Genomic DNA, 22,737 nt, shown 5'->3' with positions numbered 1-22,737 from the left:
CTAACCGGCGCTGGCCATCCTCGGCGCCGGGGCCTCGCCCTTTCGGGCGGCGATATAGTCCAAGGCCTTCTCGCAATACCAATCGGTGAAAAGCTGGACATAGGCCTCGTCGGGCAGGCTGTAGGGGCCGGGCACATAACCGACCGAGTTCACCCCGCGCTGGTTCAGCTCCACCAGATCGCGGTCTTGCAGGTTGGTCACGTTCCACAGGGCGGTCAGGTGCTCGATGTCGTAATCCACCCCTTCCACCGCGTCCTTGTGGACCAGCCATTTGCAGGTCACCAGCGTCTCACCGGCCGAGATCGGCATGGCGCTGAAGGACACCGTCGTATCGGCGGTGGAATGGCAAAAACTGTGCGGCTCGATCGCCCAGCGAAGCGAGCCGATGTCAGGCCCGCCCGCCACCATGGGCTTCTTGCAGGCAAGCGCGCCGTCGATGGTCAGCGAGGCATGGCCTGCGTTCAGGGGAAAGCGTTCGACCTGCCACCAGGGGCCAAGGAAGGGCCCACGGCCCAGGCCCGCCGCCTCGACCCGGGCAACAAAGCCCGCGTGGTGGGGATCGTCGCCCACGGCGAAATGCCCCTCGATGCTGGCCTCGATCGGGAAGGTCAGGCAAAGTTCAGGGTGGCTGGCGCTGCAATGATAGCATTCGCGGGCGTTTTCCATCACCAGCTTCCAGTTGCCGCGCTCGACCAGGGTGTTCTGGAAGGCGACCTTGGCCTCTTCCAGACGATGCGGCGCCAGCATCGGTTCCAGATCGGCGCGGTGGCGGGCGAAGGGGGGCGGCGTCTCGGCCAGGCAGACGAAAAGGGCGCCGGCGACGTTTTCGACATGGACCGGCCGCAGGCCGTGGGCGGCGGGGGCGAAGCTGTCGGGCATGCTGCGGGCATGAACCAGCTTGCCGTCCAGATCATAGACCCAGCGGTGATAGGGGCAGACCAGGCGGGTGCGCGCCCCGGCGCCCTCGGCGCAAAGCTGCGCGCCACGGTGGCGGCAGGTGTTGTGGAACGCGCGCAGCACGCCCGCCGCGTCGCGGGTGATCACCACGCCCGAGCCCGCGATGCTGACCGAAAGATAGCCGCGCGGCTGGGGGATCTCGCAAGCAAAGCCCGCCAGAATCCAGGACTGGCCGAAGATCGCCGCCAGGTCGAACTCGTAAGCCTCGGCGCTGTTGTAAAGCGCTTGCGGCAGGGCATGGCCGGGCTGGCGGCGGGTGATCAGGTCGCGGATCTTGTCCAGATGGACCATGGCGGGTTCCTCCTTGCGGTGTCTGGGGGCCGCGGCCCCCGCAGTCCCGGGCTACAGCGGCCCGAGCGAGAGTTCGAGCGTGGCCAAGCAGATCTGTTTGGCCGCTTTCGGCGACAGAAGTTTCGGTTCGATGCAGCGTTCCAGACCCAGGCCGTCGACCAGGGCGATCAGCATCTGGGCCAGGGTCTTCACGTCCACCGTCAGGCCGCGCGCCAGGGCGACCTCGGCCAGGGCGGCTTCCAGATCCTGACGATAGCGGGAATATTGCCGGCGATGCTCGCGCTTCAGCGCCGGGTTGTTGACGATTTCGGACCAGAGGGCGAGCCAGATGTTCAGCTCCTCCCGGCTGAAGAACTCGGGCGCGAACATGGCGTCGATGATCGCCAGAAGCCGCGATTTGCCGGGGTTGGGCGCGCTGAGGCCGGCGTGCAGGCGTTCGTACATGGCGCGGTAGACCGCGACCAGCAGCCCGTCCTTCGATTTGAAGTGATGGGTGATCAAACCGCGCGAGACGCCGGCCTCGTTGCAGACATTGTCGATGGTGAATTCCAGGATCCCGCCGCGCGCAAGACAGGCGAGCGCGGCCTGGATCAGGCTTGCCGAGCGTTCCGCCGCGGTCATGCGGTTGTATTTCGGGGCTGTGGCGGTGGGCATGGCGCTCCTTTCCTGCGAAGGCCGGGCCGCAGACCCGGCCCAGCTGTGTCACCCGTGGCGGCGCGGCAATCAAGCCTTGGCGAACATCACCGGGTCGGGGTGGCCATCGGCAAGGATCACCGGCTTTATGGTGCTGTGGTGGATGGCGATATAGGGCTCGAAACAGATAAAGATGAACCCGCCCGAGCCTTCCATCAGATCCTCCATCTTGTTGAAGATCGCCTTGCGCTTGGCCTCGTCCTGTTCGGTCAGGCCCTGTTGGTACAGCGCCTCGTACTCCGGGCTGTCGAAGAAGGACCAGTTGTAGATGCCGATCTGATCGGGGCGGAACCAGACGAGGTTCTCGGTCGGGTCGATGCCGCCGGCAAAGTTCATCAGCGCCAGTTCCAGCGATTTGTAGCCATCGCCCGCCGTCTTGTCGCCGGCGGCCCAATAGGCGGCGTCCTCGGTCGGCTCGATCTCGATGGTGATGCCGGCCTCGGCCATGCTGGCCTGGAAGATCTGGGCGATGGCTTGCGTGGTGCCGTCGGTCAGGGCCACCAGTTTGAGCGTCAGGTCAGAGACCCCGGCCTCGGCAAGCAGCGCCTTGGCCTTGGCAACATCGCGGGTCGGGATCAGGTTGCTGGCCCGCGCATAGGGCCCGGTCGGCGGCACCACCCCGGTGGAGCGCACCGCCAGCCCGTCATAGGCGCCGATCAGCACGGCATCGCTGTCATAGGCATATTGGATCGCCTGACGCACCCGCAGATCCTTCAAGGGTTCGGCGTTCATGTTGATGGTCAGCCAGGCATAGCGGGCGGATTGCGCCTGGATGAGCGTGGCGCCTTCCGGCATATTGGCCTTCACCTGTTTGGTGGCGCTGACCGCCAGCTTGGTGAAATCGAAGGCATCGGCCTCAAAGGCCAGCTGGGCGGATTGGTCGTCGCCGACGATATAGAACTCCACCGTTGCAAAGGCCGGCTTCGGCCCGGTCCAGTCCGGGCTGGCGGTGAGGGTGATCTTCTGGTTCTGCTCCCAGGCGGCAAAGCGGTAGGGGCCGCATTCCGCCGGCGCCGTGGTGGTATAGCTGCCGCCGGCCTTTTCGGTCGCGGCCTTGCAGATGATGTTGCCGCCGTAATAGGGCAGCGCGATCACCATGAAGGGGGCGAAGGCCTCTTTCAGGTGGATGATGCCAGAGCGGGCATCCGTGACCTCGACATGATCCAGCTTTTCGAACTGATAGGCCCAGGCGGAATCGCTGCCCGCGATCCGCTCGAACGAGAATTTCACGTCCTCCGCCGTGACGGGGCCAAAGCCGTTCGACCAGACCAGCCCCTCGCGCAGGGTAAAGGCGATCTTGGTGGGCTCGATCCACGCGATCTTCTCGGCCCCCCAGGGCTGCCACTTGTTGCCATCGCGCATGTCGCCCAGACGGACCAGCGCCACCTGCGTGCAGCGCGGGATGATCTCGTCCAGCTCGCCGATGATGCCTTTGGGGTCGAGGCACTGGAAATCCGCCAAGACGCGGATGCGCAGGGTATCGCCCTCGGACGCCCAGGCGAATTTGGCGGGCAGGGTCAGGCCGGCGAGGGCAAGGCCGGCCGCGTGAAGAAAGCCGCGACGGTCGGTGCGCCATTGGGTCATTTCAGGGCTCCTCTGGGATGGGGGCGAAGTGGCAGCGCACGAAACGCTGCGGGCTGACTTCGCGCAAGGTGGGGGTCTGGCTGCGGCAGATCGGTTGCACCTGCGGGCAGCGGCTTTGGAAAACGCAGGCTTTGGGGCGGTTCAGCAGGCTCGGGATCTCTCCCCTGATCGCCAGATCGGCCCGGCGCCGGCGCGGGTCCGGCAGGGGTTCCGAGGCGATGAGGCTTTTGGAATAGGGATGCAGGGGGGTGGCAAAGGTGGCGCGGGTCGGCCCGATCTCGACCAGGCGGCCGAGATACATCACCGCGATCCGGTCCGAGACATGGCGCAGCATGGCAAGGTTGTGGCTGATGATCAGATAGCTGAGGCCCAGCCTTGTCTTGAGGTCCGTCATCAGGTTCAGGATCTCGCCCTGGACCGAGACATCCAGCCCCGCCGTCGGCTCATCGGCGATCACCAGCTTCGGGTTCAGGACCAAGGCGCGGGCCACGCCGACACGGCGGGCCTGACCGCCGGACAGCTCATGCGGGTAGCGGCGGGCGTAATCGGCGGGCAGGCCGACAAGGTCCAGCATCTGCGCCACCTTGGCACCCATGTCGGGCACGGGCGCACGGTGGATGCGCAAGGGTTCGGCCAGAAGCGCCCCCACCGTCATCCGCGGCGAAAGCGAGGCGATGGCGTCCTGAAACATCATCGCGGTATCCCGACGCAGGCCCGCGAAATCGGCCTTGCTGACGCGGGGCTTTCCATCAAACCGGATCGCCCCCCGGGTGGCCGGCGTCAGGCCCAGAAGCGCCCGCGCGAGGCTGGTCTTGCCCGAGCCGGATTCCCCCACCAACCCAAGGCTTTCGCCCGCCTCGACCGTGAAGGAGACATCGCCGAAAATCTCCAGCCGGCGGGCAGACCCGGGGAGCAGGCCCAGAAGTCCGCCCGCCAGCGCCAGATCCAGCCCAAGGTCTTGCACGGACAGCAGGGTCATGGCTGCGCCTTGTGACAAAGGACGCTTTGCGTGGCCGAAATCCGCACCCGCGGCACAGGCGCCGCACAGACGGCAGCCGCCAGCGGGCAGCGCGGGGCAAAGCTGCATCCTTCGGGCGGCTGGCGCAGGTCGGGCAGGCGGCCGGGGATGGTGGGCAGGACCGGGGTCGCGCTGGCAAAATGGCCGGGGTCGCAGGCCAGAAGCGCCTTGGTATAGGGGTGGCGCGGGGCGTGGAAGAGGTCGTCGACCAGCGCCTCTTCGACCACCTGGCCCGCATACATCACATAGACCCGGTCACACAGTTCGGCCACCACGCCAAGATGATGGGTGATGACCAGAATGGCACCCTGATACTCCCGCCGCAGATCGCGCAGCAGGTGGATGATCTGGCCCTCCATCGTCACATCCAGCGCGGTGGTCGGCTCGTCCGCCACAAGCACCGTCGGGTTCATCAGCAGGGCCGCGGCGATGGCCACCCTTTGGCGCATGCCCCCCGACAGCTGATGCGGATAGCGGCGCAGGATCAGGTCGGGGTCAGCCATCCCGACCCGGGCCAGCAGGGCGCGGGCGCGGGCCATCTTTTCGGCGCGGGAAACGGGGGCGGCGTGCTGGAAATCCACCAGCTGCGCGCCCAGGGTCAGCACCGGGTTGAAGGCGGTCATCGGGTCCTGGAAGATCATCGCGATCTCGGACCCGCGCAGGGCGCGCTGCGCCTCGGGCGGCAGGGTCAGGATATCCTGCCCCTTGTAGCGCAGGGCGCCGTGGGTCACCTCGGCATTCTGCGGCAGAAGGTTGATCACCGCCGAGGCCAGGGTGGATTTGCCGCAACCGCTTTCGCCGACGATGCCGATGACCTCGCCGGCATGGGCGACAAGGCTGGCCCCGCGCAAGGCGGAAAGGGTGCCACCTTCGGTCCGGTAGGCGATGTCGAGGGCGTCGATCTCCAGCAAAGGGGTCATCGCGGCCTCGCGGTGGTCAGTCGGGGGTCAAGCGCATCGCGCAGGCCCTCGCCCAGGAAGGTGAAGCCCAAAGTCGCCAGAACCAGCGGCGCGCCTGCGGCAATGACCAGCGTGCTGGACAGGCGGATGGCGCTGTAGCCGTCGTAGAGGATATTGCCCCAGGACGGCGTCGGCGGCTTGACCCCGAGGTTGAGGTAGCTGAGCCCCGCCTCCAGCATGATCACCACGGGAATATCCATCGACAGCACGATGCAAAGCGGGCCAAAGACATTGGGCAGCAGGTGATGCAGCAGGATGCGGGGCGCGCCGGCGCCGATGGCCTGCTCGGCCAGGATGAAATCGGCGCTGCGCAGGGCCAGGGTCTGCGCCCGGATCAGCCTTGCATAGCCGGGGATCGAGACCAGCACCACGACCAGGATCAGCGTGGCGGTGCCCGGCCCCAAAACCGTGATGATCGCCAGCGCGAACATCATCATCGGCAGCGAGTTCAGCGCATCAAGGATCAGGACCAGCCCCGCATCCAGCCAGCGCGGCCCATAGCCCGCGATCAGCCCCAGAAGCACGCCAAGGCTGCCGGCAAGCCCGATCGCCGTCATGGCAATGCTGAGCGCGGTGCGTGCGCCATAGATGATCCGCGACAGCGTATCGCGGCCCAGCTGATCGGTGCCCAGCCAGTGCAGCAGGCTTGGCGCCTGCAACTTGGCCCGCACGTCCAGCGCCAGGGGATCATAGGGCGCCAGAAGTGGTGCGGCCAGGGCCATGACGACGAAAAGCGTCACCAGGATCAGCCCCATCAGGCCCATCGGATCGCGGATCAGCGCGCTAAGCGCCCTTGTGTCAGCGGGCCAGCGCATCGCGCACCCTCGGGTCCAGACGGGCGATCAACAGGTCGGCGGCGGTGATCACCAGGAGATAGAAGGCCGTGGTGAACAGCACCGTGCCCATGACGACCGGGTAGTTGCGCTTGAACACCGCTCCGGTGATCAGCGTGCCGATGCCGGGGCGTGAAAACACCGTCTCGACAAAGACCGCGCTGGACAGGATGCCGCCCAGCCCCACCGCGATCACCGACAGCGTCGGCACGATGGCCAGCCGCAGGGCATAGCGGGTGACGATGCGCCGCTCGGGCAGGCCGAAGGCACGGGCGGTGCGGATGTGGTTGGCGCCCATGATCTCCAGCATCGAGGCGCGCACCATGCGGGCCAGATAGCCGACCCAGCCGATCCCGATGGCAAGCGCCGGCAGGATCAGCGCGGCCGCCTGCGAGACCGGGTCCCCCGCCTTGCCAGCGCCGATGGCGGGCAGCCATTGCAGCCAGACCGCGAAGATCAGAAGAAGGTAGATCGAGACGACGAAGGACGGCACCGAGATGAAGCTGACCGACAAAAGGCCGAGGATGCGGTCGATCAGCGTGCCGCGATAGACCACCGCCAGAACGCCCAAGGTGACGCCCAGCACCAGCGCCCAGCCCAGGGCGACCGATCCCAGCAGCAGGGTCTGCGGAAAAGCCTCCAGGATCTGGTCCAGCACCGGGCGTTTCGACCAGACATCGACCCCCAGATCGCCCCGCGCCGCACTGGAAAAGAACCGCCAGACCTGCACCGCCACCGGCTGATCCAGCCCCATCCGCGCCGTCAGCATCGCCTTCAGCGCCGGGGTGGCGCGCGGGCCAAGCGCCACGCTGGCCGGGTCGCCGGGCACCAGAAAGACCATGCCATACATCGCCAGCATGACGACAAAAAGGATCAGCACCGCCAGCGCCACGCGTTTGATCGCATAGGTCAGCATCGGCTACACCATGTCACGGGCGATCTCCTCATCCCAGGCGCGCTCGAAGATCAGCTCGGCGCCCTCGTGGATCTGCACCGCCATCTCGACGCGGAAATGCGTGGCCGTGCAGGACAGCCGCCCGGTGGAGTGGTGGTGGATCGTGGCCTCGGGAAACTGCATGATGGCGCGGAACTCGGTCCGCGTCACCGCCGAGAGGGGATCGCCCTCGGTGATCTCATGGCTGACCATGCCAGAGGAGGTCTGGATCTGGCCGATATCCGGCAGGGTCCGGGTGTAATTGTAGCGCGGGAATTCGACCGTCATCCTGCCCGACAAGAGATCGCGGATCACCCGGCGCTGCGGCGGGTTTTCCGCCGGGTGATAGGTGCAGGGCGTATGCGGGGCGCGGGTGGCGGGGCCGAAGGCGGGCAGGTCGGCATCCGCCGCACGGGGCGGGCGCACCGGCAGGTCCAGCCCGCTGTCGCCCAGATGCAGGGTCAGGGTGGCAAGCTCGGGCGAGGGCCAGGCGATCGGGTAATAGCTGGTCGACAGCGACACCGCGATGCGGTGGCCGGGCGGGAAAGCATGGGCGATGTCATCGAGATCGACGGTGGCGTCATAGACCTTGCCGGGGATCAGGGCCTTAGGCTCCGCGTGGCTGTCGCGGTGGGTCAGGTTCAACAGCCCGACCGTGACCCGGGTGGAGCGGCCATCCGGCGCCACATCGTTCAGCCGCACGGCAACCAGGGCCTGCGGCTTGTCGCAGGAAAAGCGCAGGTGCAGCTGCGGCGCGCCGAGGATCTCCTTCCTCTCCTCCAGCGGGGCAGAGACGAAGACCAGCGAGCCGCCGTCATCCTCGCGCTGATCGGGGGGCCAGTCGGCGTCATTGCCATAACGCCCGACCTCGCCCGCCGTCAGCCCGACCCAGAGCGGCGCGCAGATCTGCGCCCTGCCCTGCCCTGCGCCGCCCAAGACCCCTTGCGCGCCGAGGGGCAGGCGTTCGGGCCTGATGCGGGGCGAGGGCCAGGCGTCCTCGGCCACCCAGCGGCCCGGACGGTCCAGATAGCAGGTCCGCGGCGGCACATGATCCTGCATCCAGACCCGGTAGATCGGCTGATCCATCATCCCGGTGTCGATGCCCTTGGTCCAATGATCCAGCCAGCGCACCAGTTCTTGCAGCCAGCCGATGGCGGGTTCGACCGCCACCTCATGCGGATAGGAATGCGCCCAGGGGCCGACCAACCCCAGACGCGGACCGGACAGCCTGGCCAGCAGGCGCGGCACCGCTTCAGAATAATTGTCGGCCCAGCCGCTGACCGCATAGACCGGCACCTTGATGGCGGAAAAATCCTCGCAGATCGAGCCCTGCTTCCAGAAATCGTCCCGGCGCTGATGGCTCAGCCAGTCAAGGATCCAGGGCCGGTTGGCCTTGATCCGCGCCATCCACATCGCGCGCCAGGCGCTGCCCACCACCTGCGGATCGGGCGGCAGGTCATTGGCGGAAAACATGGTCGAGGACCAGTCGAAATTGTCCTTGGACAGGCAACCGCCGACCCAATGCACATCCGTGGCATAGCGGTCATCGGTGGAGCCGACGGTGATCACCGTCCGCAGGGCCGGCGGCTGGCGTGCCGCGATCTGCAAGCCGTTGAACCCGCCCCAGGAGATTCCGATCATCGAGACCTGACCATCGCACCAAGGCTGCGCCGCGATCCAGGCGATGGCGTCGACACCGTCCAGCTGTTCGGCTTCGGTATATTCGCCGGTGATCACGCCGTCGCTGTCGCCGGTGCCGCGGATGTCCAGACGGATGCAGGCATAGCCGTGGCCTGCGACATACATATGCAGGCCCTGATCGCGGGTCCGGGTGCCGTCGCGCAGCCGGTAGGGCAGGTATTCCAGAAGCACCGGCACAGGCGCCGCCCCGGTCAGGGCGGCCTCTGGCAGCCACAGCTTGGCCGCCAGCCGCGTCCCGTCGGGCAGCGGCACCCAAAGGGTTTCGATGATCTGAACCTGATGCGGGAAGTCGGTCTGGATTCGCGTCATGTCGCCCTCTTGTTGAATGATCATGTAACAACCTCAAGGCATCTGGCAACATAAAATTAAGGATATTGACGAAGTTCCGCGCCGATGTATGTTATATGAATATTCAACAAGGAGTGGTTGATGGACCCTCGCCACGCGATCCTTTTTGAGTCGGTGAAGATCGGACCGGTCACCGCCCCCAACCGGTTTTACCAGACCCCGCATGCCACGGGCCTTGGCTGGCAACGCCCGCAGGCCGGGGCCGCGCTGCGCGGGGTGAAGGCCGAGGGCGGCTGGGGCGTGGTCTGCACGGAATATTGCTCGATCCACCCGTCCTCGGACGATTCCCCGCATGGCTTTCTGACCCTGTGGGAGGACAGCGATGTGCCCGCCCTCGCCCTGACCGCCGCGGCGATCCATGCCCACGGCAGCCTCGCCGGGGTCGAGCTGTGGCATGGCGGGGCCCATGCCTCGAACCGGATGACAAGGCAGCCGGGGCTGGCGCCCGACATCCAGCCGGCGATGTTCCACCTGCCCACCACGGCGCGGGCGATGGATGCCAGCGACATCAAGGCCTTTCGCGGCTGGCAGCGCACGGCGGCCCTGCGGGCGAAACAGGCGGGGTTCGACATCGTCTATGTCTATGCCGGGCATGATTACCTGCCGTTCCAGTTCCTCTCGGCCCGGTCCAACACGCGGGGCGATGCCTATGGCGGGTCTTTGGAAAACCGCGCCCGTCTGCTGCGCGAGATGATCGAGGACACCAAGGACGCCGTCGGCGACACCTGCGCCGTGGCGGTGCGGCTGGCGGTCGACGAACTCCACGGCCCCCGCGGCATCACCAGCGAGGGCGAGGGGCGCGAGGTGGTCGAAATGCTGGCCGAACTGCCCGACCTTTGGGATGTGAACGTGGCCGGCGCCCTTGGCAATGACAGCAAATCGGCCCGCTTCAGCGCCGAGGGCTTTCAGGAACCCTATGTGGCCTTCGTCAAGGGCCTGACCAGCAAGCCGGTGGTCTCGGTCGGCCGCTTCACCTCGCCCGAGACGATGGTGGATCAGATCAAACGCGGGGTGCAGGATTTAATTGGCGCGGCGCGGCCCTCGATCGCCGATCCCTTCCTGCCGCAGAAGATCCGCGAGGGTCGGGCCGACGAGATCCGCGAATGCATCGGCTGCAACATCTGCCGCGCCGCCAACAACGAGGCGGTGCATCTGCGCTGCACGCAGAATCCGACGATTGCCGAGGAATGGCGGCAGGGCTGGCACCCCGAGCGGATCGCGCTTTTGCCGCGTCGCGACAAGGTGCTGGTGGTGGGGGCAGGCCCATCAGGGCTGGAGGCGGCGCTGGCCTTGGGCCGGCGCGGCGCCGAGGTGACCCTGGCCGAGCGCGGCGGCGCTTTGGGCGGGCGGATCCTGCGCGAAAGCACCCTGCCCGGCCTGTCGACCTGGATCCGGGTGCGCGACTGGCGGGCGCATATGATCGGCAAATTGCCCAATGTCGAGGTTTTCAGGGGCAGCGAGATGACCGCCGCCGACATCGCCGATTTCGGCGCCGATCATGTGGTGCTGGCCACCGGGTCACGCTGGCGCCGCGATGCAGTGGGGGTTACGGGGACCGAGGCGCTGACCCTGCCCAAGGCCCTGACGCCGGACGATATTTTCGCCGGTGCCGCGGTGGCGGGGCCGGTGGTGATCTATGACGACGAACATTACTTCATGGGCGGCGCCCTGGCCGAGCGCCTGCGCGCCCAAGGCCATGCGGTCACCTATGTCACGCCCCATGCCGTGGCCTCCAGCTGGACGGCGATGACCGACGAGCAGGGCTTTGTCCAGGCTCGCCTGCTGCGCGCCGGGGTCGAGATCGTGACCGGCCACGTCCTGACCGGCCAGGAGGGCGCCAGCCTGCATTTGGCCTGCGCCCATACCGGGCGGGGGGTGACGCGGGAGTGCGGGACGCTGATCCTGGTAACGGGGCGGCTGCCGGTGGACGATCTTTACGCGCCGCTGGTTGCGTCAGGCCTTGCGGTGACGCGGGTGGGCGATTGCCTGCAACCCTCTTCCATCGCCGATGCGGTCTATGCCGCGCACCGCTTTGCCCGCGGCTTTGGTGGCACCCAGACCCCCGTCCTGCCGCGCGAAAAGCCGCCGCTGCGCGCCGCGGTCTAAGGGCTTCAGGGGCGCAGGCCGGGACCGGCGTTCAGCGCCAGGGCGGATTGCTCGTCGGTGATCAGCGTCGTCGGCGCCAGGGTCAGGATCGCCGCCCGCAAGGCCTTCAGCTTGTCCTTGCCGCCGGAAATCAGCACCCGTTCGGGCGTGCGGCGCAGGCGCGCGAGGTTGACCGAGATCACCCGGTTGTTCACCTCATGGTCGACGAGATCGCCCTTCTCGTCGATGAAATTGTAAAGCACGTCGCCCACCGCCCCCGCCTCGATCATCGAACGGCGGTCAGCCTCGGAAAGATAGCCGGTGCGGTAGCTGGTCGTCAGCGTGCTGATGCCGCCACAGGACAGCAGCGCCATGTCCAGCTTGTCGGCCATCTCGAAAATCGCGGAAAGGCCGCAGCGTTCCAGAAGCGCGTGCTTGGTCTCGGGGCTGTCGACCACGGCGGGGGCGGGGATGAGGAAGCCCTCGCCCTGGAACAGTTCGGCGAACTGCCAGGCGAACTCGGCCGGGTTGAAGCGGCGGGCGGCGGCGATGCCGCCGAGCAGCGAGACGACGCGGAAATCGTCAAGCGTGGCCCCGGCGATGTAAGGCAGGGTGTTGAACAGCGTGCGCCCCCAGCCGACGCCGACGGTCATGCCCGACTTCATCTCGCCCGAGATGAAGCTGCCGGCGGCGGCGGCGATGACCTTGACCGGGTCAGCCTCGGGGTCAGAGAAGGGCGCGATGATCACCCGGTTGATGCCGAAGCGGGTTTCCATCTCGCGCTCGAGCAGCAGAAGCTCGGTCAGCGGGGCGGAGATGGTGATGCGCACCTCGTTGCGGCGGCGGGCATCGGCCAGAAGCCGCACCACCATCACGCGGCTGATGCCCAGCTGGGTGGCGATGTCGTTCTGGGTGCTGCCCTCGACATGATAGAGCCAGATGGCGCGGGCGCGCAGCCGGTCCGCCTCGCTCTGGATGCCCGCGCCCTGAGGATTTGCGGTCTGGGTGGCCCCCTGCATGCGTCGTCCTTCGCCCCGATGATCAGCCGGCAACCTCGACCGCACTGATCAACTGCTGGGCGATCCGCGCAACCCGGTCCGGGCATTCGATCTGGGGAATATGCCCTGCGCCCGAAAGAAGATGAAGCGCGAATTCGCCTTCTGCGGCGATCGCCTGGGCAAAGGGCAGGATATGGTCGCGCCTGCCCCAGAGGATCTGCGTCGGCAGGGTCAGCCTCTGCAGGGCGGCGCGCAGGTCGAAGGCCTGGACGCCATCGGGAAACAGCGCCTCGGCCATATCGGCCTGGCAGGCGCGCAGGCCCGCGTCCTGGCGGCTGCGCATCGCGGCACGGGCGTAGTCGTCGCTGATGCCGTCGGGCGTGGCGGTCAGGCGGCGCAGCCAGGGGGCGAGGCTTTCGACCCGGCTGGCGCGGGTGATGCCCCTCAGCGCCGCGGCGTCGATCTCGGGCCCCAGCCCGGCGGGAGAGATCAGCGCCAGGCTCGCCACCTTCCGGCCGCGGATATCGGCGAGGGCGAGCGCCAGCGCCGCGCCGAGCGAATGGCCGAGGAGATGGACCTCCCCCGCATCCCGCGTGGCGGCGTCGAAAGCCTCGACCACCATGCGCGCAAGGTCCTGAAAGCTGCGGATCTGCCGTTTGGGCGATTTGCCATGGCCGGGCAGGTCGATCCGGATCAAGGGCCGCGCCGGGCCGAGGGCCTTTTCCAGGGGCGCCCACGACTGGCTGTCGGCCGTGAAACCGTGGAGCAGGACCAGCGGCCTGCCCTGCCCCGCACGGCGCGAGACATGGAGCGGGCCAGTTCCCGGGGTCCAGGTCGATGCCGCCGGGAGTGCCGCCTCTGCCAGCGCGGGGGCGATAAGCGCCGTCACATCGTCGCGCTGGACGCGGCCGTTCGGGCCGGTGCCGGTGACGCCGGTCAGATCGAGCCCATGATCGCGGGCGATGCGGCGGGCGGCGGGTGTGGCGCGGCGGGTGGATGGCGCCGGGCTTTCTGCCACGGGCAGCGGAGCGGGCGCAGCCATAGCCGGGGCGGCGGCGGGCAGGTCTTCTTCCAGCGCGGTCGCAGGTTTCGGCCCGACCGCCTCGCCTTCGGCGTAGATCCAGGCCACCACGGTACCGACCGCCACCCTCTCGCCGGGCTGGGCCGAGACATGGTGCAGATAGCCGCTGGCGGGGGCCTCCACCTCCATCGCGGCCTTGTCGGTCTCGATGTCGAAGAGCGGCGCGCCCTGTTTGACGAAGGCGCCTTCCGCGACATGCCAGACGGCCAGGGTGCCATGCGACATGTCCATGTCGACCTTGGGCAGGATCACTTCCACCGGCATCTCTCAGACCTCGCGCCGGACAAGGCGGCGGGCAGCGGCGGCGATCGTCTCCATCTGCGGCACCGAGGCGCGTTCGAGGTCGGGGTTATAGGGCACCGGCGCGTCCGAAGCCCCCAGTCGCAGGATCGGCGCGTCGAGATAGTCGAAGGCATCGCTTTCCGCGACCATGGCGCTGATCTCGGCGCCGACGCCAAAGGCTTTCACGCCCTCATAGACCACCATCAGCCGCCCCGTCTTGCGGACCGAGGCGAGGATGGTCTGATGGTCGATCGGGCGGATCGAGCGCAGGTCGATGACCTCGGCGCTGATGCCTTCGGCGGAAAGCCTTTCGGCAGCCTCCAGCGCGCGGTGCAGCATGATGGACCCGGCGACGATGGTCAGATCCGCCCCCTCGCGCCGCACCAGGGCCTTGCCGATGGGGGTGAGGTAATGGCCCGAGGGCACATGCCCCCGCGTCTTGTAGAGAAGCTTGTGTTCAAAGATCATCACCGGGTCGGGGTCGGCGAGCGCGGCGAGCAACATGCCCTTGGCATCCTCTGGCGTGGCCGGTTGCAGCACTTTCAGACCGGGGACATGGCCGAACCAGGCCTCGATGCTCTGGCTGTGCTGCGCGGCGGCCCCGGTGCCCGAGCCGGAGGGCAGGCGGAAGACCACCGGAACCGAGGCCTCGCCCCCGAGCATGTAGCGCAGCTTGGCGGCCTGGTTGACGATCTGCTCCATCGCCAGCATGGCGAAATCGGAAAACTGAAATTCGAAGATCGGCTTCAGACCGGTCAGCGCGGCCCCCACGGCCACCCCCGCCCCGCCAAGTTCCGAGATCGGCGTGTCCATCACCCGATCCGGCCCGAACCGGTCCACCAGGTCCAGCGTGACCTGAAACGCCCCGCCATAGACGCCGATATCCTCGCCCATCAGGATCACGGTCGGGTCCGCCTCCATCGCAAGGGCCATCGCCTCGCGGATGGCCTCGGCATAGGAGAGGGTGCGCAGATCTGCGGCTTGGGGGACGGCATTCATGGCTCAGACCTCGGCATAGACGTAGCGGGTGACTTCGGAGACTTGCGGTGCGGCGCTGGCCTTGGCGAAGTCGATGCCCCTTTGCACATCGGCTACGGCTTCGGCGGCGACGGCATCGGCATCGGCCTCGTTCAGGATGCCATGCGCCACCAGTTCGCCCCGAAAGCGGGCGATCGGATCGCGGGTCATCCAGTCTTCGATCTCTTCCTTGCTGCGATAGCGGTTACGGTCGGATTTCGAATGGCCGCGCCAACGGTAGGTCAGGTTTTCAACGAGGCTCGGCCCCTCGCCCGCCCGCGCCCGGGCGATGGCGATGTGCAGCGCCTCGGCCACGGCGGAGAAGTCGTTGCCATCCACCGTCACACCGGGCATCGAATAGGAGGCCGCCCGCTGCGAGACCCGGGCGACCGAGGTTGACCGCGCGGTGGAGGTCGACATGCCGTAGCCGTTGTTTTCGCAGACAAAGATCACCGGCAGCTTCCAGACGCTGGCCATGTTCAAAGCCTCGTGGAAGGCGCCTTCGTTGTTGGCGCCATCGCCGAAGAAGCACACGGTGACATCGGTCTTGCCCAGCCTCTTGGCCGACAGGGCCGCACCCACGGCAATGGGCAGGCCGCCGCCCACGATGCCATTGGCGCCAAGGTTGCCGGTCTTCACATCGGCAATATGCATCGAGCCGCCGCGGCCGTGGCAATAGCCGGTCTCCTTGCCGAAGAATTCGGCGAACATCCGGCCGACATCGGCCCCCTTGGCGATGCAATGGCCGTGGCCGCGATGGGTCGAGGTGATCTTGTCGTTGTCGGTGAGCTCGATGCAGGTGGCCATGGCAGAGGCCTCCTGCCCGATCGACAGGTGCATCGTGCCGTGGATCAGACCCCTTGTGTAGCTGTCCTCGGCGCCTTCTTCGAAGCGGCGGATCAGATACATCCGCTTCAAAGCCTCGCGCAGGACAGCGGGGGCATAGGTGCGGATCGCGAAAGGGCGGTTGTCGGCGGGTTCGGCCATGGTCAGAGCCCCAGCATCGCATCTTGCCGGGCGCGCAGCACCGCAATCCTGGAGCTGGCGGGGACGGCGGTATTGGCGCGGGTGATCAGATCGCCCTTCTTGATCGGCGCGGTGACCTTGGCCCCGGTCAGAAGGCCGCAGGGAATGGCGCCAGCGGCGCGCGCCTCGGGGGCGGTCATGATCCAGGCGCGGTAGCAATATTCGCCGATCTGGTCGAGCGTGTCGCCCACGGCCATGTCCTTCTTGGCCACGGCGCAAACCTCGGCCACCGGGCGCGGCATCGGCACCATGTCGGCCTTGCCGTAAAGCACGGCGCGGGCGCAGGTCAGCGGCACCTCCAGCGAGGTCAGGTGATAGGGGCGGAAGAAGGTGAAATAGGGGCCGGTCCCCATCTTCAGATCCTCCATCCTTTCGCGGATGCGGGGATGGTCCATCTCGGCCACCACAAAAACGCCCGGGGCCACGCCCTTGCCGATCGAATAATCCACCCGGCCTTCAGAGGAGGACAGGACCCCGCCCGCCGAAGCCGGCACCAGCACCTTGTTCAGCTCCTCGCGCGAACAGGCCGGGCCGTGCATGCCGGGCTTGTCGGGGATCAGGCCGGTGGCATTGGCGATGGCGGCCATCTCCACCATGGTTTTCGAGCCATCCACGAACTCCACCAGCATCCGCGGGTTCATGTGGCGGCGGACGGCTTCCTCCGTATAGGTGTCGGGCGTCGCGTCGATGTTGAGCGGGTTGTTCTTGCCCTTGCCGGCGCTGATGATCCGGTGGCCCATGGCCGAGACGAACTCGATCAGCTCCATGCAGGAAGAGGGTTCATCCCCGGCGCCGAGCGAATAGATCACGCCCAGACGTTCGGCCTCGGATCGCAGATAGGCGCCGATCGTCACATCAGCCTCGACATTCATCATCACCAGATGCTTGCCGCGCTCCATCGCGGCAAGGCCGATTTCGGCGCCGACGGCGGGGATGCCGGTGGCGTCGATCACCACGTCGATCAGGCCGGATTCAAGCAGGGTTTCAACCCGTTGCGTGGTGGCGATGCGGCCGGATTCGATGGCGGCGTTCAGGGCGTCGGTGCTGTCGGTGGCCTGGGCGCGGTCGGGGTCGCCATAGGCGATGGTGACCGAGCGTCCGGCGGCCTGCGGGTTCAGCTCGCTGATCGCGCCGATTTCGATGCCGCGCATATGGGCGACGCGGCTGACGATGTCGGTGCCCATCTCTCCCGCGCCGACCAGGCCGATTCGGACCGGCTTGCCGGTTTCGGCACGCGCGGCCAGGTCTCTTGCCAGGCCCGTCAGGGCGACGTTGGTGGGCATTGCGGTTCTCCTCTAAGCTGTTGCCGCAAGCTAGATGCACATTTGCTCTCGTGTCAATCAGAAGTTCACGCTGCAACGCGGCATAACTGCTGAAAAAACAGGATTGACAGGCTGTATGGCCTGCACACATGATGCGATGGTGAAATGAAAGTTCACAGCCCCGCAACTGCAACCCTTCATCGGCGCCTGAGGAGCGCGTCCTGACAGGTGGTGCAGCGCCGCGGTAGCCAGCTTACAATGACGCCATGGGAGGAGTTTCGAATGAACACATCTATGAAGGGGCTGTCGCGCCGGTCGTTCCTGCGCACCGGTGCGGCCTTTGGTCTGGCCGCGGCCCCGGCTGGGCTTGCGCTGCCGGCGCGGGCCGGATCGGACCTGCCCGACATCCAGTCGGTGCTCGATAAGATCTCGGTCGCGGGCTATGTGCGGGAGGATTACCGCAAGCTTTACAACATGACCGACGACCCGCTCTGGGACCCCAAGAAAGACTGGATCCGCACCGTCGACTGGGAAAAGGTCCGCTCCGAACAGGCCGGCAAGACCGTGCGCTTTGCCATCGGCGCCGCCGATGCCGACTCGGCCGCCGAGGGGCTGAAACCCTTCGAGGCGCTGTCGGGCATCAAGGTCGAGCTGGTGCCGATCCCCGATGACAGCTTCTACGACAAGGCGATTGCCGAGTTCATCTCGGGCAATGCCTCTTTCGACGCGCTGCAGTTCTTCTCGGCCTGGCTGGGCGATTTCGCGGGCCCGGGTTTCCTTGCGCCGCTCGACGATTATGCCGCCAAGTGGAACCTGCCGCTGGACGATTTCTACGACACCTACCGGCTGAACTACGGCTATTTCGGCGGCAAGCTGGTCGGCATTCCCTTCGACTGCGACATCCAGATGGTCCATGTCCGCAATTCGGTGATGGAGAAGGTTCTGGGCGGCCCGGTGGACCGCGTGAAATCGATCCCGACCTATGACGAGCTGATCCGGGTTTCGGGCGAGGCCAACAAGCTGGGTGGCGGCGTGGCCGGCATCGGCCTGCTGGGCGCGCGTGGCTTCTGGGCGACCTATACCTGGGAGCATATCGCGGCCCAGGCCGGGATGCAGCTTTTCGACGACAACTTCCAGCCGCAGCTGACCTCGGATGCCTCGATGAAGGGGATGGATATCCTGCTCGCGCTGTCCAAGAACGCGATCGAGGGGGTTTCGGGCGCCAGCTGGGGCGAGAACCGGGCGGCCTGGCTGGGCGGTCAGGTGGCCACCAACATCTCCTGGCAGGATTCGGGCACGCAGGCCATGCGGCCGGACCAGTCGAAGATCGTCGGCGATTTCACCACGATCTACGAACCGCGCATCGAGGGCGGCGTCTGGGCCCCGCCGAACATCGCCGGCTCCACCTCCTGTGTCACCTCGACCGCGCAGAACCCCGAAGGCGCCTTCCTGATGCTGGCCTTCCTGACCACCTCGTCGATCATGGCGATGAACGAGGCCAATGCCAATGGCGTGGCGCCGGGCTATCGTTCGGTCCTGGCCAATGAAAAGCTGCGCGCCGTGTCGCAGCCGATGAAGGTCTGGGCCGAAAGCCTCGATCACGCCTGGTGCAGCCCGCGCATCCCCGGCATGTTCGAGATGGAACAGGCGCTTGGCAACGAGATCAACCGCGCGATCACCGGCCAGATCACCGGCAAGGAAGCGCTGGAGAACGGCCAGAAGGCCTGGGCCGCGATCCTGGCCAAGAACGGCTTCGGCACGGACAAGGCGCCGGTCAAATATGCCGACGTCAAGGCTGGCACCTATGTCGGTGCGGGCAAGCCGCTGCCGTTCTGATCAGATGACGACCATTGCTCCCGCAGGTCGGCCTGGCTCGGTCAGGGAAGGGGTGGCGAAAGCCGCCCCGACCCGCCCCTTGCGCCGACGTTCGCCCCGGCTGCGCGCCGCCTTTCCCTATTTGCTGGTAGCCCCGGCGCTTCTGTACCTGCTGGCGATCACGCTTTATCCCGGCATCTTCGCGATCTACCAAAGCCTCTTCGTCGTGACCTTCAAGGCCTGGAACTGGGCCGGCATGACCAATTACACGACCCTGCTGCAGGACCGCGAGTTCTGGCAGGCCTTGCGCGACACCGCGATCATCGGCGGGATTTCCCTCGTAGCACAAACCGTCATCGCGCTGACGATTTCCTATTTCGCCTACCGCGACCCCTTCATCCGCGGCTGGCGGATCACCTACCTGATGCCGATGCTCTTCATGCCATCGGCCGTGGCCTTCCTGTGGAAGCTGGCCTTCAACGACGGGCGGGTGATCTCTGACCTTCTGATGAAGCTGCACCTCACCTCGGGCAATATCGACTGGCTGGGCTCGGTCCCGCTGGCGCGGCTGACGCTGATCGTGGCCGATGTCTGGCAGTGGACGCCCTTCCTCTTCATCATCTTCGTGGCCGCCCTGCAGGGCCAGGACCAGGAGATCGAGGAGGCCGCCCGTCTGGATGGCGCCAGCTGGCCCGCGATCTTCTGGAACATCTCGCTCCCGATGATGCGCCCGATCATCGTGGTGGCGGTCACCCTGCGCGGCATCGACATCACCACCATGTTCACCAATGTCTATATCATGACCCAGGGCTCGCCCGGCGGGGCGACCGAAACCATGAGCTATTTCATCTACCGCCAGGGTTTCCGGATGTTCAACTTCGGCTATGCCTCGGCCGCCTCGGTGCTGATGCTGATCCTGACGACCATCGTGGCCCAGACCGTGGTCAAGCGCGCGTTCCACTCGGGGAAGAAATGATGGCCCAGACAAACATGATGGCCAAGGCAAAGCCCAAGAACCGCGGCGAAAGCATGGTGATCCGCTATCTGGTGCTGGGGTCCTGGGCGCTGGTCTGCCTGGCCCCGGTGCTCTGGTTCCTGTCGATCGCCTTCCGCCCCCGGACCGAGATCATCGGCACCTATCCGATCTATTTCCCGACCCTGTCGCTGGACGCCTGGCGCCAGCTGATCGAGGACTGGCCGATCGCGCAATACCTGCGCAACTCGCTGGTTTCGGTCGCGGGCTCGGTGATCATCGACCTGGCCCTGGCGATCCCGGCGGCCTTTGCCCTGTCGCGGTACGAGTTCAAGGGGCGCGAGGATATCGGCTTTTACATCCTTTCCACCCGGATGATGGCGCCGGCCATCGTTGCCGTGCCGATCTTCTTTCTGTTCCGCAAGATGGGGATGCTGGATACGGTCTGGGCTCTGATGCTGGTCTATGCCGCGATCAACCTGTCGCTCGTCACCTGGATCATCCGCAGCTACATGCTGGATATCCCCAAGGAACTGGAGGATGCCGCCCGCACCGATGGCGCCGGCGATCTGCGCATCCTGTGGGAGATCATCGTCCCCGCCTGCCTGCCCGGCATCATCACCGCAGCGGTGATCGCGGCGATCTTCGCGATCAACGAGTTTCTCTTCACCCTGCTCATCGCCTCGACCGAGAAGGCCTATACGATGTCGGTGGCGCTTGCCAACTTCACCGGCGGCTCGGATGGCGTGATCTACAATGCAATCGCCCTCGTCTCTTTCCTCGCCTTCGTGCCGATCCTGATCCTGGTGGTCCTGATCCAGAAGCACCTGTCGCGCGGTCTGACGATGGGTGCCGTGAAAGGTTAAGCCATGGCTTCGATCCAACTGTCCAATATCGTGAAAAGCTACGGCGCCTTTGTCGGCGTCCGCGAGATGTCCCTGAACATCGAGGATGAGGAGTTTCTCGTCCTCCTCGGCCCCTCGGGCTGTGGCAAGACCACGACGATGCGGATGATCGCCGGGCTGGAACAGCCGACCGAGGGCGAAATCACCATCGGTTCGGAAGTGGTCAATGGCGTGGATGCCCGCGACCGCGACGTGGCCATGGTGTTTCAGGGCTATGCGCTTTACCCCAACATGTCGATCTACGAGAATATCCGCTTTCCTTTGCGGATGCGCGGGATCCCCAAGGGCGAACAGGATGCGATGATCCGGCAGGCCGCCAAGATGGTGGAACTGGGCGAATACCTCGACCGCAAGCCCGGCGCCCTGTCGGGTGGCCAGCGCCAGCGCGCGGCCCTGGCCCGCGCCGTGGTGCGCCAGCCGCAGGTCTTTTTGATGGATGAACCGCTGTCGAACCTCGACGCGAAGCTGCGCGCCTCGATGCGGGTGCAGATCAAGCATCTGCAGCGCCAGCTGAAGGTGACGACGGTCTATGTGACCCATGACCAGATCGAGGCGATGACGCTGGCCGACCGCATCGTGATCATGGACCGCGGCGCCATCCAGCAGATCGGCACCCCGGACGAGATCTATTCCGATCCGGCCAATACGTTCGTGGCAGGCTTCATCGGATCGCCGCCGATGAACCTGATCACGGGCACGGCCGAGGGCGGCATCTTCACCGCGCAGGGCGTGCGGGTGGCCTGCCCCCCTGCCCTGTCCGGCAAGGTCACCCTTGGCATCCGCCCGGAAGATTGCCGCGTCGGCGGGACCGATGTGCAGGGCCTCGTCTATGGGGTGGAGCCGACCGGGGATGTAACCTACCTCACCGTCTCCACCGGGGCGAAACAGATCGAGGTCAAGGCCGCCCGCGATTTCCGGTCTGACATCGACCGGGCCATCGGCATCGGCTTTGATCCGGCACGGCTTTATTTCTTCGACGAAAAAGGTCAGCGCATCCGGGGTGTGGCATGAGCCCAAGCTTCGATTACACCTCGATGGGCTTCATCACCTTCGATGCGCTCTGCCGTCCGGTCACGCAGATCCCGCCCGGGGGCGATACCTATTTCGTCGAGGAGCTGACCCTTGCCGTTTCGGGCGCTGCCGGAAGTGCGGTGATCGTGGCCGCCAAGCACGGGCTGAAATGCCAGGCCGTGGGCGGCGTCGGCTATGACGACATGGGCGACTGGGTGCTGATGAAGCTGGCCCGGTTCGGCATCGACACCGAACTGATGCAGCGCTGCGAGGGCTATACGACCTCTTCCTCGCTGGTGACCACGCGGCCGGATGGCCAGCGCCCTGCCCTGCACAAACGCGGCGCCACCGACGGCTTCTTCATCGACGATACCCAGATCGACCGGGTGCTGGACACCAAGATCCTGCATGTCGGCGGGGTCGGCCTGATGAACCGGATGGACAGCGGCCGCACCCGCGAGGTGATGGCCGAGGCCAAGCGCCGCGGGGTGATCACCACGCTGGACGTCTTCGCCTCGACCAGCGCCGATCTGCCCAAGGTCGAACAGCTTCTGCCCTATACCGACTATTTCCTGCCCTCCGAGGAAGAGGCGCGCGCCCTGTCCGGCCTGCAGACCGACCGCGATCTGGCGCAGTTCCTGCTGGACCGCGGGGCGGGCTGCGTGATCCTGACGCTCGGCGCCGACGGCGCCTTCTACCGCAGCCAGAACGGGACCGAGTTCCGCACCCCCTCGTTCCAGATCGAGGTGAAATGCACCTGCGGTTGTGGCGACTGCTTCAACGGCGGCTTTGCCACCGGGCTGCATCTGGGCCTGAGCCCGCAGGACAGCGTCGAACTGGCGCAGGCCTCCTCGGCGCAGAATGCCACCGGGCTTGGCAGTCAGGCCGGGGTGCGCGATCTGGCCCATACGCGGGAATTCATCGCCACGACACCGCATCGCGCCAAGGTCTAGCTTCCCGCCCG

19 protein-coding genes are annotated in these 22,737 nt (G+C 66.4%); 6 read left to right on the top strand and 13 right to left on the bottom strand.

Annotation, left to right across the window (positions count from 1 at the left end):
- The 8 genes from AC1DZT_RS11785 to AC1DZT_RS11750 all read right to left on the bottom strand — a co-directional run bounded on the left by AC1DZT_RS11785 (window position 1) and on the right by AC1DZT_RS11750 (window position 9,303).
- Window positions 1–1,248 carry an aromatic ring-hydroxylating oxygenase subunit alpha gene (locus tag AC1DZT_RS11785; RefSeq protein ID WP_478006829.1) on the bottom strand — a complete coding sequence of 416 codons (1,248 nt, stop codon included), beginning with the start codon at window positions 1,246–1,248 and terminating at the stop codon, window positions 1–3.
- Window positions 1,249–1,299: 51 nt separating this feature from the next.
- Window positions 1,300–1,902, bottom strand: coding sequence for a TetR/AcrR family transcriptional regulator (locus AC1DZT_RS11780; RefSeq protein WP_478006828.1), 603 nt, complete (start codon window positions 1,900–1,902; stop codon window positions 1,300–1,302).
- 69 nt (window positions 1,903–1,971) lie between these two features.
- Window positions 1,972–3,525 (bottom strand): ABC transporter substrate-binding protein, encoded by a 1,554-nt coding sequence (locus AC1DZT_RS11775; protein ID WP_478006827.1) that lies wholly within the window; start codon window positions 3,523–3,525, stop codon window positions 1,972–1,974.
- 1 nt (window position 3,526) lies between these two features.
- Window positions 3,527–4,504, bottom strand: a complete 978-nt coding sequence (locus AC1DZT_RS11770) for an oligopeptide/dipeptide ABC transporter ATP-binding protein (protein ID WP_478006826.1) — start codon at window positions 4,502–4,504, stop codon at window positions 3,527–3,529.
- Window positions 4,501–5,463, bottom strand: a complete 963-nt coding sequence (locus AC1DZT_RS11765; RefSeq protein ID WP_478006825.1) for an ABC transporter ATP-binding protein — start codon at window positions 5,461–5,463, stop codon at window positions 4,501–4,503. Before AC1DZT_RS11765 ends, AC1DZT_RS11770 begins: the two co-directional genes overlap by 4 nt.
- The gene (locus AC1DZT_RS11760) at window positions 5,460–6,317 is read right to left on the bottom strand and encodes an ABC transporter permease (protein ID WP_478006824.1); all 858 of its coding nucleotides are present in this window, start codon (window positions 6,315–6,317) and stop codon (window positions 5,460–5,462) included. The genes AC1DZT_RS11765 and AC1DZT_RS11760 overlap by 4 nt, the downstream gene beginning before the upstream one ends.
- Window positions 6,301–7,251, bottom strand: coding sequence for an ABC transporter permease (locus AC1DZT_RS11755; RefSeq protein WP_478006823.1), 951 nt, complete (start codon window positions 7,249–7,251; stop codon window positions 6,301–6,303). Before AC1DZT_RS11755 ends, AC1DZT_RS11760 begins: the two co-directional genes overlap by 17 nt.
- Window positions 7,252–7,254: 3 nt before the next feature.
- The gene (locus tag AC1DZT_RS11750) at window positions 7,255–9,303 is read right to left on the bottom strand and encodes a CocE/NonD family hydrolase (protein WP_478006822.1); all 2,049 of its coding nucleotides are present in this window, start codon (window positions 9,301–9,303) and stop codon (window positions 7,255–7,257) included.
- Between the two features lie 96 nt (window positions 9,304–9,399).
- Between AC1DZT_RS11750 and AC1DZT_RS11745 the strand changes: the two genes are divergently transcribed.
- On the top strand, window positions 9,400–11,424 hold the full coding sequence (locus AC1DZT_RS11745; protein ID WP_478006821.1) for an oxidoreductase: 2,025 nt from the start codon (window positions 9,400–9,402) through the stop codon (window positions 11,422–11,424).
- Between the two features lie 5 nt (window positions 11,425–11,429).
- Here AC1DZT_RS11745 and AC1DZT_RS11740 read toward each other — a convergent pair whose 3' ends face one another.
- From AC1DZT_RS11740 to AC1DZT_RS11720, 5 genes are read right to left on the bottom strand one after another with little or no spacing between them, the layout of a single operon-like run.
- A complete protein-coding gene (locus AC1DZT_RS11740) occupies window positions 11,430–12,422 on the bottom strand; it encodes a sugar-binding transcriptional regulator (protein ID WP_478006820.1) in 993 nt (330 codons plus the stop codon).
- 22 nt (window positions 12,423–12,444) lie between these two features.
- A complete protein-coding gene (locus tag AC1DZT_RS11735; RefSeq protein ID WP_478006819.1) occupies window positions 12,445–13,746 on the bottom strand; it encodes an acetoin dehydrogenase dihydrolipoyllysine-residue acetyltransferase subunit in 1,302 nt (433 codons plus the stop codon).
- A 3-nt stretch (window positions 13,747–13,749) separates the two neighbouring features.
- A complete protein-coding gene (locus AC1DZT_RS11730; RefSeq protein ID WP_478006818.1) occupies window positions 13,750–14,763 on the bottom strand; it encodes an alpha-ketoacid dehydrogenase subunit beta in 1,014 nt (337 codons plus the stop codon).
- A 3-nt stretch (window positions 14,764–14,766) separates the two neighbouring features.
- On the bottom strand, window positions 14,767–15,768 hold the full coding sequence (locus tag AC1DZT_RS11725; protein ID WP_478006817.1) for a thiamine pyrophosphate-dependent dehydrogenase E1 component subunit alpha: 1,002 nt from the start codon (window positions 15,766–15,768) through the stop codon (window positions 14,767–14,769).
- Window positions 15,769–15,770: 2 nt separating this feature from the next.
- Complete coding sequence (locus tag AC1DZT_RS11720; RefSeq protein WP_478006816.1) at window positions 15,771–17,090, bottom strand: NAD(P)H-dependent oxidoreductase; 1,320 nt, start codon at window positions 17,088–17,090, stop codon at window positions 15,771–15,773.
- Window positions 17,091–17,351: 261 nt separating this feature from the next.
- On the opposite strand from AC1DZT_RS11720, the gene AC1DZT_RS11715 reads away from it, so the two are divergent.
- From AC1DZT_RS11715 to AC1DZT_RS11695, 5 genes are read left to right on the top strand one after another with little or no spacing between them, the layout of a single operon-like run.
- Window positions 17,352–18,905, top strand: coding sequence for an ABC transporter substrate-binding protein (locus AC1DZT_RS11715; RefSeq protein ID WP_478006815.1), 1,554 nt, complete (start codon window positions 17,352–17,354; stop codon window positions 18,903–18,905).
- Between the two features lie 52 nt (window positions 18,906–18,957).
- Window positions 18,958–19,860, top strand: a complete 903-nt coding sequence (locus AC1DZT_RS11710; protein WP_478006814.1) for a carbohydrate ABC transporter permease — start codon at window positions 18,958–18,960, stop codon at window positions 19,858–19,860.
- Window positions 19,860–20,723, top strand: a complete 864-nt coding sequence (locus tag AC1DZT_RS11705) for a carbohydrate ABC transporter permease (RefSeq protein ID WP_478006813.1) — start codon at window positions 19,860–19,862, stop codon at window positions 20,721–20,723. Before AC1DZT_RS11710 ends, AC1DZT_RS11705 begins: the two co-directional genes overlap by 1 nt.
- Before the next feature lie 3 nt (window positions 20,724–20,726).
- On the top strand, window positions 20,727–21,773 hold the full coding sequence (locus tag AC1DZT_RS11700; RefSeq protein ID WP_478006812.1) for an ABC transporter ATP-binding protein: 1,047 nt from the start codon (window positions 20,727–20,729) through the stop codon (window positions 21,771–21,773).
- Window positions 21,770–22,726 (top strand): carbohydrate kinase family protein, encoded by a 957-nt coding sequence (locus AC1DZT_RS11695; RefSeq protein ID WP_478006811.1) that lies wholly within the window; start codon window positions 21,770–21,772, stop codon window positions 22,724–22,726. The genes AC1DZT_RS11700 and AC1DZT_RS11695 overlap by 4 nt, the downstream gene beginning before the upstream one ends.
- The last annotated feature ends 11 nt before the right edge of the window (window positions 22,727–22,737 follow it).

It is taken from the genome of Rhodobacter sp. P1_C2 (assembly GCF_056406375.1).
This window is presented reverse-complemented; position numbering and strand designations above follow the sequence as displayed.

Coding starts and splice junctions, on each gene's coding strand:
- AC1DZT_RS11730 (WP_478006818.1), bottom strand. CDS start 14,763: ATGAATGCCGTCCCCCAAGCCGCAGATCTGCGCACCCTCTCCTATGCC.
- AC1DZT_RS11695 (WP_478006811.1), top strand. CDS start 21,770: ATGAGCCCAAGCTTCGATTACACCTCGATGGGCTTCATCACCTTCGAT.
- AC1DZT_RS11770 (WP_478006826.1), bottom strand. CDS start 4,504: ATGACCCTGCTGTCCGTGCAAGACCTTGGGCTGGATCTGGCGCTGGCG.
- AC1DZT_RS11725 (WP_478006817.1), bottom strand. CDS start 15,768: ATGGCCGAACCCGCCGACAACCGCCCTTTCGCGATCCGCACCTATGCC.
- AC1DZT_RS11740 (WP_478006820.1), bottom strand. CDS start 12,422: ATGCAGGGGGCCACCCAGACCGCAAATCCTCAGGGCGCGGGCATCCAG.
- AC1DZT_RS11750 (WP_478006822.1), bottom strand. CDS start 9,303: ATGATCATTCAACAAGAGGGCGACATGACGCGAATCCAGACCGACTTC.
- AC1DZT_RS11720 (WP_478006816.1), bottom strand. CDS start 17,090: ATGCCCACCAACGTCGCCCTGACGGGCCTGGCAAGAGACCTGGCCGCG.
- AC1DZT_RS11715 (WP_478006815.1), top strand. CDS start 17,352: ATGAACACATCTATGAAGGGGCTGTCGCGCCGGTCGTTCCTGCGCACC.
- AC1DZT_RS11780 (WP_478006828.1), bottom strand. CDS start 1,902: ATGCCCACCGCCACAGCCCCGAAATACAACCGCATGACCGCGGCGGAA.
- AC1DZT_RS11705 (WP_478006813.1), top strand. CDS start 19,860: ATGGCCCAGACAAACATGATGGCCAAGGCAAAGCCCAAGAACCGCGGC.
- AC1DZT_RS11735 (WP_478006819.1), bottom strand. CDS start 13,746: ATGCCGGTGGAAGTGATCCTGCCCAAGGTCGACATGGACATGTCGCAT.
- AC1DZT_RS11775 (WP_478006827.1), bottom strand. CDS start 3,525: ATGACCCAATGGCGCACCGACCGTCGCGGCTTTCTTCACGCGGCCGGC.
- AC1DZT_RS11755 (WP_478006823.1), bottom strand. CDS start 7,251: ATGCTGACCTATGCGATCAAACGCGTGGCGCTGGCGGTGCTGATCCTT.
- AC1DZT_RS11700 (WP_478006812.1), top strand. CDS start 20,727: ATGGCTTCGATCCAACTGTCCAATATCGTGAAAAGCTACGGCGCCTTT.
- AC1DZT_RS11785 (WP_478006829.1), bottom strand. CDS start 1,248: ATGGTCCATCTGGACAAGATCCGCGACCTGATCACCCGCCGCCAGCCC.
- AC1DZT_RS11765 (WP_478006825.1), bottom strand. CDS start 5,463: ATGACCCCTTTGCTGGAGATCGACGCCCTCGACATCGCCTACCGGACC.
- AC1DZT_RS11745 (WP_478006821.1), top strand. CDS start 9,400: ATGGACCCTCGCCACGCGATCCTTTTTGAGTCGGTGAAGATCGGACCG.
- AC1DZT_RS11760 (WP_478006824.1), bottom strand. CDS start 6,317: ATGCGCTGGCCCGCTGACACAAGGGCGCTTAGCGCGCTGATCCGCGAT.